The sequence below is a fragment of the Variimorphobacter sp. HTMS_6 genome (genome assembly GCF_059717775.1).
This window is the reverse complement of record NZ_AP046094.1, coordinates 564161-579390: the sequence shown is the minus strand read 5'-3', so window position 1 is coordinate 579390 and position 15230 is coordinate 564161. Positions and strand designations below refer to the sequence as shown.

The 15230-nt window shown below is 38.1% G+C and carries 12 protein-coding genes; 3 read left to right on the top strand and 9 right to left on the bottom strand.

The window, feature by feature from the left end; translation table 11 throughout:
• The first annotated feature begins 52 nt into the window (after positions 1–52).
• Positions 53–1402, top strand: a complete 1350-nt coding sequence (locus AC6IWN_RS02565) for an MATE family efflux transporter (protein WP_497990764.1) — start codon at positions 53–55, stop codon at positions 1400–1402.
• 113 nt (positions 1403–1515) lie between these two features.
• On the opposite strand, the gene AC6IWN_RS02560 is transcribed toward AC6IWN_RS02565, so the two are convergent.
• The 5 genes from AC6IWN_RS02560 to AC6IWN_RS02540 all read right to left on the bottom strand — a co-directional run bounded on the left by AC6IWN_RS02560 (position 1516) and on the right by AC6IWN_RS02540 (position 7730).
• Complete coding sequence (locus AC6IWN_RS02560) at positions 1516–3867, bottom strand: ABC transporter permease (RefSeq protein ID WP_497990762.1); 2352 nt, start codon at positions 3865–3867, stop codon at positions 1516–1518.
• Between the two features lies 1 nt (position 3868).
• Entirely contained in the window at positions 3869–4627 is a 759-nt protein-coding gene (locus AC6IWN_RS02555; RefSeq protein WP_497990760.1) for an ABC transporter ATP-binding protein, read from the bottom strand.
• Positions 4628–4770: 143 nt separating this feature from the next.
• A complete protein-coding gene (locus AC6IWN_RS02550; protein ID WP_497990758.1) occupies positions 4771–6036 on the bottom strand; it encodes a HAMP domain-containing sensor histidine kinase in 1266 nt (421 codons plus the stop codon).
• Between the two features lie 9 nt (positions 6037–6045).
• Positions 6046–6726, bottom strand: a complete 681-nt coding sequence (locus AC6IWN_RS02545; RefSeq protein ID WP_497990756.1) for a response regulator transcription factor — start codon at positions 6724–6726, stop codon at positions 6046–6048.
• Positions 6727–6833: 107 nt separating this feature from the next.
• Complete coding sequence (locus AC6IWN_RS02540) at positions 6834–7730, bottom strand: DUF1295 domain-containing protein (RefSeq protein WP_497990754.1); 897 nt, start codon at positions 7728–7730, stop codon at positions 6834–6836.
• A gap of 186 nt (positions 7731–7916) precedes the next feature.
• Between AC6IWN_RS02540 and AC6IWN_RS02535 the strand changes: the two genes are divergently transcribed.
• The gene (locus tag AC6IWN_RS02535; RefSeq protein ID WP_497990752.1) at positions 7917–9680 is read left to right on the top strand and encodes an elongator complex protein 3; all 1764 of its coding nucleotides are present in this window, start codon (positions 7917–7919) and stop codon (positions 9678–9680) included.
• Between the two features lie 81 nt (positions 9681–9761).
• Here the strand turns inward: AC6IWN_RS02535 and AC6IWN_RS02530 are convergent, their stop codons facing one another.
• A complete protein-coding gene (locus AC6IWN_RS02530) occupies positions 9762–10460 on the bottom strand; it encodes a YczE/YyaS/YitT family protein (protein WP_497990750.1) in 699 nt (232 codons plus the stop codon).
• Between the two features lie 206 nt (positions 10461–10666).
• On the opposite strand from AC6IWN_RS02530, the gene AC6IWN_RS02525 reads away from it, so the two are divergent.
• Positions 10667–11377 carry a Crp/Fnr family transcriptional regulator gene (locus AC6IWN_RS02525; RefSeq protein ID WP_497990748.1) on the top strand — a complete coding sequence of 237 codons (711 nt, stop codon included), beginning with the start codon at positions 10667–10669 and terminating at the stop codon, positions 11375–11377.
• Positions 11378–11468: 91 nt separating this feature from the next.
• Here AC6IWN_RS02525 and AC6IWN_RS02520 read toward each other — a convergent pair whose 3' ends face one another.
• From AC6IWN_RS02520 to AC6IWN_RS02510, 3 genes are read right to left on the bottom strand one after another with little or no spacing between them, the layout of a single operon-like run.
• Positions 11469–12434, bottom strand: coding sequence for an ABC transporter permease (locus AC6IWN_RS02520; RefSeq protein ID WP_497990747.1), 966 nt, complete (start codon positions 12432–12434; stop codon positions 11469–11471).
• A 2-nt stretch (positions 12435–12436) separates the two neighbouring features.
• Positions 12437–13624: an ABC transporter permease gene (locus tag AC6IWN_RS02515; protein WP_497990745.1), complete on the bottom strand. Its 1188-nt coding sequence runs from the start codon at positions 13622–13624 to the stop codon at positions 12437–12439.
• A complete protein-coding gene (locus tag AC6IWN_RS02510; protein ID WP_497990743.1) occupies positions 13617–15158 on the bottom strand; it encodes an ABC transporter ATP-binding protein in 1542 nt (513 codons plus the stop codon). Before AC6IWN_RS02510 ends, AC6IWN_RS02515 begins: the two co-directional genes overlap by 8 nt.
• Positions 15159–15230: the final 72 nt, after the last annotated feature.

Sequence of the window (15230 nt, the reverse complement as noted above, 5' to 3'; positions counted from 1 at the left end):
GCTTTTGACACTCTAATTAAATTTATTTAATCACATAAAGTAGAGGTAGAATATGTCAGCAAAATATGTTCAGGATATGACAAACGGAAATGTAGTATCCCATTTAATAAAGTTCTCATTACCGATGCTCATTGGTAATATTTTTCAACAATTATATAATATAATCGATGCCGTGTTTGTCGGAAAATTCATTGGTGATGAAGCATTTGCTGCTGTCGGCTGTACCGGTTCCATCAGCTTTTTGTTCTTTTCTGTGGTCTTAGGATTTGCCAGTGGTATCGGTATCATCATCTCTCAGTACTTTGGTGCGAAAGAAGATGACCAAGTGAAGCGATCAATCACCAATTCCATCTATGTAATTGGCGCGGCTGCAATCTGTATGAGTCTTTTAGCCTTCTTCTTGGCTGAACCGGTATTAATATTTTTAAAAACACCGGTGGAATTACTACCGAATGCAACAACCTTTTTAAAGTTATTATCTGCGGGTATGATTGCTGTAGCTTCTTATAATGCAATCGCTTTTATCCTCAGATCATTGGGTGATTCAAAAACTCCGTTATATTTTCTAATCGCCTCCTGCGTGCTGAATATCCTTCTAGATATTTTATTTATACCTGTTTTAAAATTCGGAGTTGCAGGTGCTGCCATCGCAACAGTTATCTCCCAAGCTTTTGCTGCACTTGGTTGTATTATATTTGCCATAAAGAAGAATCCGTATTTTAAACTTAAAAAAAGCGATTTTAAAGTCAGTTGGCTGATTATTGCAAAATGTATCCGCATCGGTGTTCCAGTAGCAATACAAAACTCCGTCATTGCCATCTCACTTGTGTCACTACAAAGTGTTGTTAATCGATTCGAAGAGACCGCAATGGCTGCTTTTGCCGGTATCAGTAGAATTGAGCAGCTGATTCAACAGCCTTTTAATTCTTTTGGCGCCGCTATGGCTACCTTTACAGGTCAGAATATAGGTGCAAATAAGATAGACCGTGTTAAGCAGGGTTACCATAAGAGTATCTTAATAGTTGCTATATTCAGTCTATGTGCTCTATTAGCTGCTCAGTTCGGCGGTCATCTCATGATGCAGCTGTTTGTAAAAAATCCGGAATCAATCCGATTAGGTGCAATCGGAATTCGTATTACAAGTTCTATGTACTTTGCTTTGGGTATGATTTATATCACACGTGGTTTACTAAACGGAAGCGGAGATTCCTTCTATTCAATGATTAATGGATTTATTGAAGTTATCGGAAGAGTAGGCTTTGCCAGTCTGTTAGTAGCCATCCCATTTATCGGTATATGGGGCGTCTGGGGAACAACCGCTCTGACCTGGTTTATCACTGCAGCTGCAAGTGTAATCCGTTATAAGCAAGGCAAATGGAAGAAGAAATCCATCATTAATTAATGATATTAAAGAATTTGTGGAAGACTTAAGTCAGTATAATAAGGGGCTGTTACAATACAAATAATCAGCTGGAATGATTTTGTATTGCAACAGCCCCTTACATATAGCTAACGCTATTCTGTTACCAATGCATAGGCTGATATCTTACGAATACGAAGTGTAATCAGTATTGAAATAATATATGAGATAATTACAATTCCAATTCCGAATAAGGTGATATAGCCGGGTGTGATGATAAAGTTTGCTTTTGATATCCCCATTCCGCTTTGAGCCATCGTCATGATTGGATTTGTTTGCGTCATACCGACCACACACCCAATACATACCCCAATAATAATTGGTGGCAAAAAGCTTAGGGATAATTGATTCATCAGCTGGAAGGTCGTAAATCCAATTGCCTTTTGAATACCTAGTTCACGTCTCTTTCGTACCACAGTGGAGTTAATAACAAAGTATAAAACCAGAATAACTACCGCCATCGTGATGGCTAATATTGCGATTCCGACTTTGGAGACGATAGATACATACACCCCTGCTCCCTGCTTCATATTTTCATCCATATCTAAAGTATAACGGAGGGTATCCCCGTATAGCTTATCGAGTTTTTTCACAAAGGTAGCTGCATTCTCTCCTTTTTTCAGATATATATTTAATGTCTGTTGCTTGAAATCTGGATTTAATTTCATTATGCCATCATAGGTGATGGAGGAATTCATTCCTCCCATATATGCACCTTGGGATAATCCGGTAACGATGAAGGTGACTTGTTTATCACCTTTTTTCAACTCCACGTTATCTCCGATTGATTTTCCTAACATTTCAGCTAAATGCCCCGCTAGCACAATCTCATTACTATGAATAGGATATCTCCCCTTATATAACGTGATTGTTTCTTTTTTCGAATAATCCTTCATTACGTATACACTTACTTCACTCTTCTCTATGTTGACCATAGATTCGTCCAGAAACTGTACTTTTCTTACTTCTTTCATTTTACTGATTTTATCCACAATCGATTGCTGCTCACCATCCGGTTTTAATACTGCTATCGCATTCGATAATTCCACTCCCGGCGTTTCTAAAAATGCTTTCGTATCAACCGAAGTATTATAAAACATCACTACTGCAAATGTTTGTGCAAAGGATACCGTTACAAGGATAAACATAATCATAAAGCTCTGCTTTTTATTTTGAAGTATTGATTTTAGTGCATATAAAACCGCCAAGCTTCCTCTTGATTGATCCAGTGGTACATGATTCTTTCGAAAACTATGTGTGACAATTCCACCCCTAAGTGCCATAATTGGATGCAGCTTTTTTATTCTCTTCGCGGATACGAGGGCAACCAATGCAACGATGACCAGCACGATGGATAATGCAGTCAAGCTGATGCCTGCATCAAATCCCTGTTCCCATTTTAATCCAGACTGCTGTGCGAAGACCGATGATAATGCTGGAATTGTTGTATAGGACAGCGCGATGCCTGCCACAGCACCTATGAAAGCAATCAAAGCAAATTGTAATATTATAGATAACCTAATCTGTCCGCTTGTATATCCGATTGCTTTCATGGAACCAATTTTAATCATGTCATCTTCAATACTATTGTTGATTCGAAATCGCACTACGATTAAGCAAACAAATAGGATAATGAAGGAAAATGCAACAATCATAATGGACACAATACTTGCCATCATTGTTCGTGACATTTTTACAAGATTTAGATCAATTGAAAAAAGAGTCTTTGTCGTGTCGGTTTGAAAGAGTGTATTATCCTGTTTTATCAGCTTTCTTAATCCTGTTTCAATATCCTTATTCACACTCTTCAGATCTGCGTAAACAAGCGTCGCCTTACCACTATCCCCTAAGAACTCTCCCACTTTCTTATAAGTATCATGTGGTAAATAAGCTCCCATCAGACCCATCTCGGGAGAAGAAAAGTACACATCCTCAATAAAACCCTTGATGGTAAAGGTCATGCTTTTATCCTGGAATGTCATCTTAATCATATCTCCAAGGCGGTATCCACCTTGCAGCTCAAATAGATAGGGCAGGTAAATCGACATGCTGTCAACAGGGAGATGCTTTCCTACGAATTTCCACTGCGCCAACTCCTGCACTTGATCTGCATCCTTGAACAGAAATGCCTTACTACGTTTATCGTTCTTGTATTTTATCTCTGCATTCGCCCAATATACATTTTCTTTTTGAAGGTGATTAATATTTGAGTTATTATTTAGATAATCATTCACTTCCTCACTATAGAAGGAAGATGGCATAATATAATAGATATTTGGTGCTTTCAGTTCCTTTGTTGTCTTATTAAAATAATCGCCCAGATTAAAACAGATCAGTAGACCGATATTTAATAACAGCGATGCGATTAAGAACATGATGAACAGTGATACAGTATGCCCTTTTGACTTTTTGATATTCCCTATAACATGCATCAGTATTTTTCTCATCCTACCACCCCATTTCTGAAAGGAAGGCTTTAAGCTTCTGATGACGTTCTTTCTCTCCGCTAATGTATTGCCCCAATTCACACACGCCCTGAATCACACCATCTTTCATATAGAGAATGCGGTTTCCGCGCCTTGCTGACTTTAAGTCATGGGTAACCATGATGATACTTTGACCATTGTTATTTGCATCCGATAGGACATCCAGTACAGACTTACCGGAGGAAGAATTTAACGCGCCGGTCGGTTCATCCGCAAACACCACCTTTGGTCGGTTAATTAATGCACGAACAATGGATGCTCTCTGCGCTTCACCACCGGATAACTGGGTAGGGAACTTTCTCCATATCATTTCATCCAGCCCAACCTGTGTAAGTAGCTCCTTCGCCCTGGAGACAATAGCTTTCCGATCCTTGCTTATCAAGAGTCCGCTGGATAAGATATTATCTAAAATACTCATATTATCAAGAAGGTACATTTGTTGAAAGATAAAGCCACAGTTCAAGCGGCGAAATACCGCCAATTTATCATCGGTTTGGCTTGCTATCTCTTCATCAAGGAATTTTACCGTTCCAAGAGTCGGTTTATCCATACCGGACAGCGCATATAAAAGCGTTGATTTTCCTGCACCGGAAGAACCCATAATAACTGTGAAGTCACCCTCATAGATGTTAATATCCAAATTCTTTAATACATGCTGCTGTATTCCTCCGTTGGAAAAGGTCTTACATAATTTGATCGTAGATATAATCACATTACTCATAAATTAATCCTTTCATTAACCGGTTGAAACACCCTTGTGTATCTATCCGGCTATCAATTTCATTACTGCTTTGTTGTCAGTGTAATTATAAATCACAAATTATTAACGGGTCTTTATCCAACACTTAACCAATTCTTAAATCTTTAAACAATTTTCAATTTTAATATGATGGTAAATCCATCCTCTGTATTTTCACCATCAATTTTCCCCTGCATCCGGTTCATCAGATATCTTGAGATATAAAGCCCTAACCCGGTTCCTTGTTTGTTCGAAGCATTTTGTGCCCGGTAGAACTTATTAAATATCAGAAGTCGTTCCTCCTCTGTAACGCCCGGTCCATTATCATGAAAACACACCTCTAGATATCGTCCCTTAATCTGAGTAGTTACCATAATATCAGTATCAGCATATTTATAGGAATTGCTGATTACATTATCAATCACCTGTGAAAGCCTAAGTTCATCAAAAAGGATCAGACATTCGCGGATTTCACTGAGAGTTACCCGCTTATTGTAGTCAGCCTGTTGTATCAAATGATATAATTGATAACTTGACCGTTCCTCCACTCTAACCTTTAATTCTTGTAATTCCTCCAATGTAGCATTAAATAGGTTGGTAATCAGTGTATTTATTTGATCCGCTTTTGTATCAATCATCTTAATTTGTTCTCTCAGTGTATCCTCTCCTGAGCTTGCATACATTAATTCAGATACCGCTTTTATCGAAGCAATTGGTGTTTTTATATCATGACTTAACGAGGCAACCAGTTCCTTTTTGCTTTGATTTGCCAGCCTTTCATTCTCTCTGGCACGATTAATCTCGTCCCTCATTAAATCAAAGCTTTCTGTAAATGCACCGAATATATTCCCTCGATCCATCTTAAGCGGCATATCCAGATTCCCTTGGGCAACCTGTCTGGCAAACCCTTGAAGAGCACGAAACGGCTTAAATATTATCCTGTCATAATACAGAACATATAGTATACCGAACACCGCCACCACCACTAAGATGATAAGTACAAAGGTTAGTAATTCTTTTCTATACTGTAAAAGCTTGGTATTTGAGCTGTTATAGATGATCAATTTTCCAAGAAGCTTCTTGTCCCGTGTAATATTTATAATGGTGTCACGATGAGCGATGGCTGAGTTTAATTCTTCATTCAACCCTCTTCTGGTGGCCGCTATCATATCGTCGCTTCCATCAAGAACAACGTAATCAAAAGCATAACGTTTACCCGGAAGCTCCATCTTCCCTACCTGTTCCCAATTCTCCTCCAGTGACTGTGTAATATCATTCACAGCCACCACATCAATATTATCCTCGATATTAATCCGGTAAACAAAGATTGTAAGCAATACACAAACAGCGAATGCTGCTATAATCAATATAATACTTCTTTTTCTATTCATCCTATGCCCCTAGCTTTCAAATACATAACCCGTACCCCATACTGTCTTAATAAACTGAGGTTCATTCGGATTCTCTTCTATCTTCTCCCTTAGCTTTCTGATATGTACATTCAAGGTTCCATCTCCGGTGATTGCATCACCCCATACATTTTGAAACAATTCCTCTTTGGTAATGATTCGATTCGTATTCTGAACAAAATAATATAAAAGCTTATACTCCATAGATTTTAAAACAACCTCGCCTTCATCGGCGATGAGCTTTTCCATATTTATATCCAACATATATTTACCAAAGGAAATCTTCTGACTGGATGAACCACCACCTCGATACCTCTTCAATACGGTTTTTACCTTAGTCATTAAGATATTCAAAGAATAAGGTTTTTGAATATAGTCATCCCCACCGATATTAAGAGCAAGCAATACATCATCGTCACTACTTCTGGCGCTGATGAATAATATCGGAATATCCATCGTCTCTCTTAATTTCTTACATAGCATAAATCCGGAGGAATTACCCAGATTAATATCTAGTAGTATGAGATCCGCTTTATTCTTTTGAAAGAAATCCAGACAGGCTTTTTCATCCTCTGCCCAATACGTTTTCAATCCAAACATATTAAAAAATTCACAGGTGCTTTGAGAAAGCACAACCTCATCGTCCACAATCAAGCAATCATAATCCGCCAAATTAATTCCCTCCAACTTTATTTAATCTTCTCACTATGTATAACAGCAACATTGTATATGTATTTTTCCAGCCTTCTAAAATAATAAGATTACCCCTTAATTAATTATTATATGCTACATTTTTCATCTATCATAAACTTTGGAAGCGGCAATAGCTTTCTGGTTTCCTTGCAATACTCTTCATACCCCTCCTTGTAACCGGCCAGATGTTTTTCTGCCAACGGGATACTAATGAATAAGAACAAAAGTGTATTAACAAATGCGCCCACTCCGAAGAACCATTGATCCACATGTATCACTACAAATGTGAGATAAATCCCCCACCACATCAATATTTCCCCAAGGTAATTCGGGTGTCTGGAGTATTTCCAAAGGCCTTCCCTAATAATTTTTGATTTATCTGCATTGCATTTTCGAAAACTTTGCATCTGTAAATCCGCGATCATCTGGAGTAACGCACCCGACATGCTGATAATTAATCCAATCAAGCTACGATAAGAAAATGCACTACCAAGTTCCATATAATAAACAGCTGGCAAGATACATAAAAATACAATAAATGTCGGCATCATCTGAATTCCTACCAGATTCACAAACTGGTACATCCTACCTGTTTGATTCTTTAATTGATCATAGCGCCAGTCCTGACAGGATAACCCTTCAAAGGTATATGCCCAATTAGCGGTCAATCGAATTCCCCAGAATAGAACGACTATGCACAAGAGTATTGACCCAAGGTCATAGGTACCAATTTTGAATACCAATAAAATCAATATAACCATTGGCTGTACACTCCAATAAGGATCATATAGTGAAGCATTTTGTAAAACCAGACTACAAACCCAAATACAGAGGGTAGCCACTACGTCTGCGATGAACAATTTGAACCATAGCACACCGGTCAAGTTTTGATACGCCTCCACTCCAATCCATGTAGCAACCACATAGCATAAAAGAATGATAATAAAACCGATTCCTTTGTTCTTCTTAATATCTAGTTCCACAAAACATTCCTCCCTCTGATTTTTGACACTCTATTCACTCAAATTATACCAATAATTAGGGTGGATATCTATACCTTCCCTCTGCAAAATTAGGTCAAGTTTGTAAAATCCTTTTATTTGCAACGCAGACTTACTGTTGTACTTATAAACATCAAATGCTAAAATGGATTGGAAAGGAATGAAACAATGAATATTATCTTTTTATCAGAATTGGCTGATCAAACTTTTATTGAATATATGATTGCAAAAGGATGCGTAATTACCACACCTGAGGATACTCGCTTTGACCAGAGAATCTGTACTCATCCTGATTTGGTACTCACGGTTTTGGATGATAACATAATCCTGGATAAGAATATACACCCTTCTATACCTGAAAGATTAGATACACTTGACATCTCTTATGTGAGTACAAATTCCATGTTGTCAAGCGATTACCCACATGATATTGCCTATAATGTTGTAACCACAAAGGAACTTCTGATTCATAATTTGGAATATACGAATTCACTTATTGCACTTCACTGTAAGAATGCAAATAGGCGCCTTGTTCATGTTAAGCAGGGATATACCAAATGCTCCACGGTTGTTGTCGATCAACACCACCTTATAACCAGTGATCAGGGAATATATCAAAGTGTAAAGGATTATATAGATGTTCTTTTAATACAGCCCGGTCATGTCAAGCTAGAGGGATTTGAATTTGGATTTTTAGGAGGTGCCAGTGCAACTTTTGAAGATGCTGTAGTATTTCACGGAGATTTGACTGTGCATCCGGATTACCAAAAGATTGTATCCTTTATTGAATCCGCCGGAAAGAAAGTTGTCTATTTTAAAGAATTTCCCTTAACTGATATCGGTTCCGTACTCGTATATAAGCATGAGGACAATAAACCGCATGTAAATACCAATTATCAAAAACATGTCAACATCCCAATTTTCATCTCACATGAGGGTTGTCCAAATGATTGTGTATTCTGTAATCAGAGAAAAATCACCGCAAAGCCTCATGCTATGACATGTGAGGAAATCGGTGAGCAGATTAAATCTTATTCTTCTTCGTTAGAGGAGGATACCTATATTGAACTGGCATTCTTTGGTGGTAGCTTCACCGGCATATCACCTACCCTTCAGGAGGAATACCTGCGTCAGGCATACGAATACAAGAAAGCAGGGACGATTCATGCGATACGCCTCTCTACCAGACCGGATTATATATCCCGTGATATATTAGATCGATTAAAGCATTATGGGGTAACAACCATAGAGTTAGGAGTTCAATCCCTACAAGAAAAGGTACTTCTGGCCTCAAATAGGGGGCATCATGTGTCCGATGTATATCATGCAGTAGAATTAATTAAAGAATATGGCTTTCAGCTCGGCATCCAATTAATGGTGGGACTTCCAGAGGATACGATGGAACAATCCGTTCTTTCCTCCAGACTTGCCGCACTACTCAAGCCGGATTGCATTCGTATCTATCCTACTCTTGTAATCCGCGACACTCAGTTATTGGAGCTATGCCATAATAGAACATATCACCCTCTATCACTCGAGGAAGGGGTGGAATGGACAAAAGAGATGTATCTTGTATTCTTAAGGAGTCACATACCGGTAATTCGGATTGGACTACAACCAACTGATCTGATCTCAGAGGGCAAGGAAGTTCAATATGGTCCCTTTCACCCTGCCTTTCGCCAGCTGGTTGAAAGCTCCTACTTCTTAGAAGAGATCAGAAGAAAATTACTCCCCCTTATCTCATCCGATAAGTTTGATAAATCTTCTGAGTTTACAATCCTATGTAACCCCAAAGATCTCTCCCAGGTAATCGGGCATAAGCGTAGCAATATCCTAGCGCTAAAGCAAGAATACCCGAATATCCGGGTAAAAAGCGATGAACAAATCGAGCTCATGAAAATCAAAATAACCTACAACAAAGCGTGGGATTAATTCTTCCGTTAGGAGAACGTTTGTCTCCGTCGGATAATCAATCCCACGCTTTTATCTTGACCTTGATTGAGATAAAACTCATTAACTTAAAAGGGCGCGCCTTCTTAACCGCCCAAGCAGTTGTAGAGAATATGCGATGGTCGGCCCCGTCAACAATATGCCGATAATCGTCCCCACTCCGGTAACGCCTCCCAGAACGAATCCCAGCGTTGCCACGGTTAAATCGAATGCGACTTTCGAATTTTTTAATGGCTTGGCAGATTTATCGGATATATAGATCACGACTGCATCCACCGGTGAGGCTCCCATATTAGCGGAAAGATATAACCCAAGGCCAAACCCGAGTAGTATAATCGCTGGTATGAGCAGAAATAATCGAATCAGATAGTCACTATCCGGAGGGATGAATACAATTCCTTTCCCCCAGATTAATTGGAGTGTTAAAGATCCCTTCGGGGTAATATAATTACCAATTAGCCCAGTAAATAGATTGATCAAGGGTCCAAGCGCCACCCCAGATATTAAGGTAGCTAATCGAATTAAATCCCTACGGAACACAAAGATAAAGATTAGATAGAGGATACTGTTTAAAAGATTTACCGTACCATAACTCAGTCCAAAGATGCGGTGCTGTCCGTCAACAAAGACTGAGATCGGATCACTTCCGATATTTAACGCATAAAAGAAAGCGATCCCACACCCTACAAAGGTAACACCCACACAAATCATAAGGATTTTTACTATAACTTTACTAAAATAATTACTTTTTATATATTTCATTAATAAATACTCTTTTCTTTCCTGATTAACCATAATCAATACATATTCTGTTATTGATTAATTTGTAAACTTCATTATAATTAAACTTGATAATGTTCAACTCATACTAGTGAGGATATTAGCGTGAAAAATCAAGCTTATCCACATAGCATACATACTTGTACTCATTCCCAAATTCGCAAGGATTGGCAATATGGAGGATTAATATGTTCTTATTATCTGATGTCTTACCGTTTGTCTCTGGTGAAAACAGTGACTTTCTGATGACTTTATTAAAAAATGCACCATCCTATATAACCGATCACTCTGTGATTAAAAATCTTCATCCAGATCAAACTCTGATATCTGCCGGACAAAAGGCGAACAAAGTATATCTTCATGTATCCGGGATTCTGGAAGGTGTTGATACTCAAAAATCTGATATTTTATATCATTTTACTGAATTACATCCAATAAATGTACTCGGTGAGTTTGAGGTTTTTTCAAATAAAAGCACTTATTTGATTAATATTTATGCCAAGACAGAAGCTACACTCATCTCAATCGATAGCAAGGATTTTTTAAACTGGATGAATTCTGATATTGAAGCGATAAATATTGTTTGTCGTCTTCTTGCCTATAAGCTTACGGACGAGCTAAAAACCAATCGCGAGTATCTATTCTTAAGTTCCTATGACCGATTGCTCTTGTATTTTTATAATTGCGCGAATAAGAATAAAGGGAAGCGTCTTATCACAATCTACAAAACTCAAAATGAACTGGCAGATCAGATAGGTTTTAGCGGAAAAACCATTAACAGAACAATAAACAAATTAGAAACAGAGGGATTGATTTCCTCCGGTAGAAATACAATAAAAATTTCACCTGAGCAATTCCTTTTTATTAAAAGAAAGTTAGAAGAACTTCGATTACTTTAATATCTTGATGTACTTATTTTATTGGCTGATGCAAATTTATTTATTTTGCATCAGCCAATATTTTTTCATACACTTGCGTGAAATCAATTAATTATCTTTGTCCCTTGTCATAAGGAATACCTTCTGCCTTTGGTGCTCTTGATTTTCTGGAAGTGAAGATTAATACCAGCATAGTTGCTACATAAGGCAGCATCTTGTAATAGGTTTGATCAATTTTTAAATTATTCAGAACCGGTATCAATGCTACAGAGTAAGCAAGGGTACGAAGGAAGGCAAAGAATAATGCTGCAAAAAAGATCTGTAACGGCTTCCACTGACCAAAGATCATAACCGCTAAGGCAAGGAAACCAAAACCTGCAACACCGGTATGTCCATTAACATTACCATTCATAATTCCTACGGAATAGAAGAAACCACCGATACCGCCAAGGAAACCGGAGATCATCACACCACTATGACGCATAAGGTATACATTGATACCTACTGAATCAGCTGCATGCGGATGCTCACCACAGGAACGTAATCTTAATCCGAATTTTGTTTTATAGAATATGATAAAGGATAGTATTAAGAATAGTATACCGATATATACAGTGATATAGGTCTTTTGAAAGAACAACGGCCCAAGTACAGGAATTTTTCCTAATCCAGGCACTTCTTTCACATAAAAATCAATATTATTTGTGATACCATCACTGTTAAACTTCATTTTACTAAATAATAAAACTACTGCAGGTACAAACATATTCAATGCAGTTCCGGTAATCGTCTGATCCGCTTTCATGTTCACCGCTGCAAAAGATAACAGCAACGAATATAGAATTCCTGCTAATGCAGCAACAAACATGGCGATAATTAGCACCAGCTGAGCATTCTTAAAAGATCCACTGATGAAAAATACGGTAAGACACCCGAAGAACGCACCAAAGAGCATGATACCTTCCAACGCGATGTTTACAACACCACTTCGCTCACTGAACATACCTCCAAGCGCTACCAGCAATAACGGAATTGCAACAGGCAGCATATTTTGAACTAAATATATTATTGTATTCATTCCTATGCCTCCTTATCCTTGCTTAAGATATCATCAGTCACTATATTCTCTTTGTCTGTTATAATCTCTGAATTCTTATTTTTATCCTTCGGTCTTCTGATTAATCTTGCAAAGGTTGCGCCCATAAGCATCGCAAATGCTGAGAAGTATATAATAACAGCAATTACAACATCAATAATCTCCGGTTTATAACCAAAGAAGCTACTTACCAGAGAACCTCCTCTTTGGATATGAGAGATAAACAATGCGGAGAATATGATACCGATTGGATTAGAGCTACCAAGCAATGCAACCGCAATACCGTTAAAGCCATTCGCTGCGATAATATTAATCGGTTCATAGGTCATACTACTTCCTGCAATGGTAGATGGAGCAAGAATTGCAAATGCACCACCAAGTCCAGCTAACCCACCTGCGATTGTCATCGTAAGGATTGTGTTTTTTGAGTCATTCATACCGGCATATTTACTTGCATGCTTGTTAAAGCCGGTTGCCTTTAATTCATAACCAAAGGTTGTCTTATTTAATACAATATATAAAATGATTGCGATAATAATTGCAAATATAATTCCTAAATTAACATTTGAATTGGGAACATGTAGAGAAGGAATCTGCGCTGTGTCAGGCAAGTACTTGGTTCTTGTCATATTCGCCTCATACATTTTAGGATTCTTTGTGATAAACATATCCACAAGATACATACCGATATAGTTGAACATGATGGAAGTGATAACCTCATGTACATTTAACTTGGCTTTCAGTAAACCAGGTATGAATCCCCATAGCATACCACCTAACATTCCAGCTACGATACAAGCTATCCAGTGAATACCGGTAGGAAGTTTAACCATAAAACCAACATAGAGTGCAAAGAACATACCAAACGTATATTGTCCGGAAGCACCGATGTTAAAAAGTCCCATTTTAAATGCAAAGCCTACGGATAAACCGGTCATTAAAATTGGTGTTGCAAAGTAAAACACATCGCCAAGATCACTAAACCCTCCTAAAATCATAGTAGTAAACCCATAAAATGAATTAACAGGACTTGCAATCAACATTACTATAAATCCAAATATCAAACCAAGAACGATTGCCAGCAGAGCGGCTCCGAATGCGGAGAAGCCCTTACTTTTTGTCAGCATAGCCGCTTGACTTCGTAATTTGGGAGAAAATGTACTTTTACGCATATTCCTTCTCCTTTACATTTCGTTTCGCACCGGACATATAAAGTCCAAGTTCCTGTATCGTAGTTTCCTTCGGATTAAGCTCACCAACAATTTCTCCTTCATACATAACAAGGATACGATCACTCACATTCATAACCTCGTCAAGCTCAAAGGACATCAATAGAACCGCTTTTCCTGCATCTCTCGTCGCAACCAATTGCTTATGTATGAACTCAATCGCACCGACGTCAAGACCTCTTGTTGGCTGTACCGCTATCAAAAGCTCATGATCTTTATCAATCTCTCGTGCGATAATTGCTTTCTGTTGATTACCACCGGACATACCTCTGGCTATTGATACTGATCCATGTCCGCTTCTAACATCATAATGCTCAATTAATTCTTCTGCATAAGCTCTAACTTCTTTCTTTTTAACAAAGCCGGCTTTCTGGAATTCCGGTTGCCAATAGCGCTGAAGCACCATATTCTCTTCCAATGTATAATCCAGCACAAGTCCATGCTTATGGCGATCCTCAGGAATATGGCTTAATCCTGTTTTGGTCTTCTCTCGAATCGATAATTTGGTAATGTCCTTATTTAATAAAGAAACACTTCCCTCCTTGATCTTCTCAAGACCAGTAATTGCGGATATTACTTCTGATTGTCCGTTCCCTTCGATACCAGCAAGACATACAATTTCTCCTGCTTTAATATCAAAGGATACATTCTTCACCGCATTCTTTTTACTTGTTTTCGAAGGCATGGTAAGATCCTTAACGGATAGTACCACTTCACCGAGCTCCGGCTCCTTCTTATCCACTTTAAAGCTGACATCTCTGCCCACCATCATTTTGGATAATTCTTCCTTCGATGTATCTTTTATATCCACTGTTCCGATGTACTTTCCTTTACGAAGAACGCTACATCGATCAGCAACTGCCATAATCTCATTTAATTTATGCGTGATGAACAGAATTGATTTTCCTTCTCTAGCAAATCCACGCATGATTTCCATCAGCTCTTCGATTTCCTGCGGTGTAAGTACCGCTGTTGGTTCGTCGAAGATTAGAATTTCATTTTCACGGTAAAGCATTTTTAATATCTCAACACGTTGTTGCATACCAACCGAGATATTCTCAATAATTGCATCGGGATCTACCTGAAGTCCGTATTGCTTACTGAGTTCAATTACTTTCTTTCTTGCTTCTCTCTTCTGTAGAAATCCCACTTTATTTGGTTCTACACCGAGGATAATATTCTCTAATACCGAGAAAATCTCAACCAGCTTAAAGTGCTGATGTACCATACCAATTCCAAGACGATTTGCGTCATTCGGGTTATTAATTGTAACCAATTCGCCGTTCTTTCTAATTTCACCCTGTTCTGCCTGATAGAGTCCAAACAGTACACTCATCAGTGTAGATTTACCGGCACCATTTTCACCGAGCAATGCATGTATCTCACCTTTTTTTAACTGTAGGGTAATATCATCATTTGCTTTAAATCCACCAAATTCTTTGGTTATGTGAAGCATTTCTATAATATAATTTTCCATTCTTACCTCACTGTCATCTTATAAATATAAGGAGTTATGCAGTTTCTTGTTCGTAATCTATATAAAATCTCA

Coding starts and splice junctions, on each gene's coding strand:
- AC6IWN_RS02555 (WP_497990760.1), bottom strand. CDS start 4,627: ATGAGTAATGTGATTATATCTACGATCAAATTATGTAAGACCTTTTCC.
- AC6IWN_RS02565 (WP_497990764.1), top strand. CDS start 53: ATGTCAGCAAAATATGTTCAGGATATGACAAACGGAAATGTAGTATCC.
- AC6IWN_RS02550 (WP_497990758.1), bottom strand. CDS start 6,036: ATGAATAGAAAAAGAAGTATTATATTGATTATAGCAGCATTCGCTGTT.
- AC6IWN_RS02560 (WP_497990762.1), bottom strand. CDS start 3,867: ATGAGAAAAATACTGATGCATGTTATAGGGAATATCAAAAAGTCAAAA.
- AC6IWN_RS02520 (WP_497990747.1), bottom strand. CDS start 12,434: ATGAATACAATAATATATTTAGTTCAAAATATGCTGCCTGTTGCAATT.
- AC6IWN_RS02515 (WP_497990745.1), bottom strand. CDS start 13,624: ATGCGTAAAAGTACATTTTCTCCCAAATTACGAAGTCAAGCGGCTATG.
- AC6IWN_RS02510 (WP_497990743.1), bottom strand. CDS start 15,158: ATGGAAAATTATATTATAGAAATGCTTCACATAACCAAAGAATTTGGT.
- AC6IWN_RS02535 (WP_497990752.1), top strand. CDS start 7,917: ATGAATATTATCTTTTTATCAGAATTGGCTGATCAAACTTTTATTGAA.
- AC6IWN_RS02525 (WP_497990748.1), top strand. CDS start 10,667: ATGTTCTTATTATCTGATGTCTTACCGTTTGTCTCTGGTGAAAACAGT.
- AC6IWN_RS02530 (WP_497990750.1), bottom strand. CDS start 10,460: ATGAAATATATAAAAAGTAATTATTTTAGTAAAGTTATAGTAAAAATC.